A 3,285-nucleotide genomic window follows, 5' to 3' on the forward strand; every position below is an offset into this window, starting at 1 on the left:
CGCCCTAAACTCTGAGGTCATCAGCATCTCCTAGCTGTGAGGGTATAAGGAATGACGGCAGGGCACATACAGAACACATGCAGCCTAGCACCGCTCAACACCATACCCTAAGACCTATGTGAGGCCAACCTGCTTGCCGCACTGGTTTTAGAAACCCACAGCCAAAGGTAATGCTGAATACAATTTCATCCGCCGTTCAAATTCAAGATATGGGGGATAGTTTTGTCGGGCAATCACGATGACGTGGCCTGGGCACAAAAGCAAATCATTGTACGAACAGGTGAGCGGTTAATTCCTATGAAATTGAGTCAACTTCGGCTTCGCAACTGGATGGCATCGGGTCTAGTCATTGCCGCTCTGGCAGGGGTTTCTGCATGCCAAACTCCACCAGAAACTCCCACAGCCGTAGAGGATACGGAAGCCACCACCGAGACGACGGAAGCGACACCAGAATCGTTGACTACAGTCCGGTTTACCCTATCTTGGCTCCTGCAAGGCGTAGATGCACCGCTTACCCTTGCGATCGAGCGCGGCTACTTCGCGGAAGAGGGTTTGGATGTACAAATTGAGCGTGGGTATGGCTCAGCAGATACATCCAGCAAAATTGCCGCCGGTCAGTATGACATGGGCTTTGGCGACATGTACTCCATGATTGAGTTCAACGAGCGCAATCCTGACGACAAGCTGATTGTGGTGGCTGTGCCCTATAACAAAGCACCCTTTGCGATTGTGACGACGCAAGAAAGTGGCATCAACTCCATCCAAGACTTAGCTGGAAAGACTCTAGGGGCACCAGCAGGGGATGCACCTCGTCGCCTATGGCCTGTGTTGGCGGAGGAAGCAGGTATTGATCCTAACTCTGTGGAATGGGTCACCATGGAGCCCAAATTACGAGAAACCTTCTTGCTGCAAGGCAATGTAGATGCTATTAGCGGTTTCATCTATTCCATGATGCCGTCCCTGTTAGCAGGTGGTAAAACGATGGATGACTTGAATATCTTTTACTATAAGGACAACGGGCTTGACTTTTATGGCAACGTTGTTTTGGTGCGGGAAGATTTTCTATCTGCTAATGAAGAAACGGTGCGGGCCTTCTTGCGCGCCTACATTCGCGGCATTCAAGACATGCTAGTTGACCCAGAAGCTGGTCTAGACAGTGTGGTGGCGGCGGGCGATGAACTCATGGATCGAGATGCAGAAAAACTCCGGCTGCAAATTGCCTTGGATGAATTGCTGGTGAATGAAGAGGTAGAGTCCCTTGGTTTAGGTGCCGTGGATCCAGCTCGTTTGGAAGCCACCATTGCCCAAACCGTGAAGGGGTTTGAACTAACGGCTACACCGGATATTGATGCTGTCTTCACAGCAGACTACTTGCCACCCCTAGAAGATCGGCAAGTGCCACCTGCGTCAGAGCGTCAGCCATTGGAGTAAACCGTTAGGGTTGGGATCGCGCACAGCCCTGGTCTAGGTTGTGGCTACTGGGGCTGTCGATCCATCAACCTCTTCCCAAACACAGCAGCGATCGCGCCCTTCTGCCTTGGCTTGGTAGAGGGCACGGTCAGCCCGTTCAAAAATGTCTTCAACGGCTTTGTCGTTAGGATCGTAAGCAGCAATGCCAATGCTCACCGTCAGGGAGATAGGATCACTCTTCGTGGGGATAGAAAGCTGGCTAGAGATGATGCGGAGGCGATCGCCTACCTGTCGAGCTATGTTGAGCGGGCTTTCTGGAAGCACGATCACAAACTCTTCTCCGCCGTATCGTCCAAATTGATCCACCTGACGGAGCGATCGCTGAATTGCTTGCGTGAGCGACTTTAAAACCTCATCGCCCACCATATGGCCGTAGGTGTCGTTGATCCGTTTGAAGTGATCGACGTCCAGCATCAATAAGGTGAAGACTGACCCATAGCGCTGCGATCGCTCAAACTCCCGCTTGGCAAGGTCAAACAAACATCGTCGGTTGAGCACCCCGGTTAATGAGTCAATGGTAGCCATGCGCTGAACTTCTGACAGCACAAGCTGAAGTTGGTCTCGGGTATGCTTCAGCTCTAGGTGGGTGCGGACGCGGGCCAATAGCTCGGCTGAACTAAATGGTTTAGTGACGTAATCTACAGCACCTAGTTCAAACGCCTTAAGCAGGTGATCCTGACGATGGCTGGCTGTCAGGAAGATAATGGGGATTTCTCGAAACTCTGGATTAGCCTTGAGGGTTCTACAGACATCCAAACCGCTCATATCAGGCATCATTAAGTCTAGAACAATCAGGTCAGGACGTGCTGCCTGCACTCGCTCTAGAGCTTGCGGCCCTGACGTAGAAAAGGTGGTGCCATAGCCCGCCTCATCTAACATAGTCCCTACAATTTTAAGATTTTGGCGGAGATCATCGACAACCAACACCAGAAAGTTCTGGGGTTGGAAAGAAGGCGCGAGGGATTCTAAATCGGGACTTTGCATCGACTTAACCTAAACAGCAGGCACTGAGGCAGAGCAGTAGACTACCTATTGTGCCATTTTCGCTACCGCCTTGTCTTGCGCCTCTTCGCTGAACGAGCGGGAGACGCAACTGGCCTGCCTAGAGTAGGTAATATCCCAGACTGTGATTAGAGAAATCTAGTCTAAAGCATCACGGGTCTATACTTTCTGCACTGAGGGGAACCATTTCATCCGTCAGCGTCAGACCCAAAAGCATGGGTTCATGGGGAGCAATATCTGCACCCGTGAGCCAGCAAATCTCTGGTCGTCGGGCGATCGCAGCAACGGTGAAGCGAATCTCGCCCAGCGATCGCGGTTTTGGAGGACGATCCGCTCGCTGTTGAACATAGTCCCACAAGATGTCTCGAATGAGTGCCTGATAGCCCTGTTTGTCAGCAAGTTGCTTCAGACGCTCTTTTAGGTCGCGTTCAAGACGAATGCTAGTCACCTCCATGTCTGTTGTGGAGGTGCGGTGTGGGATAGGGTTCACAGAATGCATGAATAGACGTTACCTCACGGTGGATCGAAAACTGGTTTTGTATTACAAGTGTAGTATCTTTGCGGTGAAATGCAAGTAGATGATAGCTGGTTGCCAAGATAGCTCGTTGATCAGACGGCAACGAACTGGATCACCAGCCTTGTGTCGAGAGTACCAGACTATCCATCTGAAAGCTCATGGTTGCGATCGCCACCCTATCTATCTTACTTAAAGGATAAGCAGGGTAGACAACGCCCACATTTAAATTTCTCGTTCTTATACCAAGTCCGGCTAATCAACCCTAGAATGAGTAATGGAGTTGTATAACAGGCTGA

Annotated in this window: 3 protein-coding genes; 1 reads left to right on the forward strand and 2 read right to left on the reverse strand. The window is 50.9% G+C overall.

The features are described from left to right. Window positions 1-297 precede the first annotated feature (297 nt). Window positions 298-1,431, forward strand: a complete 1,134-nt coding sequence (locus V6D20_12115) for an ABC transporter substrate-binding protein (protein ID HEY9816525.1) — start codon at window positions 298-300, stop codon at window positions 1,429-1,431. Window positions 1,432-1,464: 33 nt separating this feature from the next. On the opposite strand, the gene V6D20_12120 is transcribed toward V6D20_12115, so the two are convergent. Together V6D20_12120 and V6D20_12125 are read right to left on the reverse strand one after the other, a co-directional pair. Then, a complete protein-coding gene (locus V6D20_12120) occupies window positions 1,465-2,454 on the reverse strand; it encodes a diguanylate cyclase (GenBank protein ID HEY9816526.1) in 990 nt (329 codons plus the stop codon). Between the two features lie 169 nt (window positions 2,455-2,623). Beyond that, complete coding sequence (locus V6D20_12125; GenBank protein ID HEY9816527.1) at window positions 2,624-2,962, reverse strand: ribbon-helix-helix domain-containing protein; 339 nt, start codon at window positions 2,960-2,962, stop codon at window positions 2,624-2,626. Window positions 2,963-3,285: the final 323 nt, after the last annotated feature.

Source organism: Candidatus Obscuribacterales bacterium (assembly GCA_036703605.1).
Classification (GTDB): Bacteria; Cyanobacteriota; Cyanobacteriia; order RECH01; family RECH01; genus RECH01.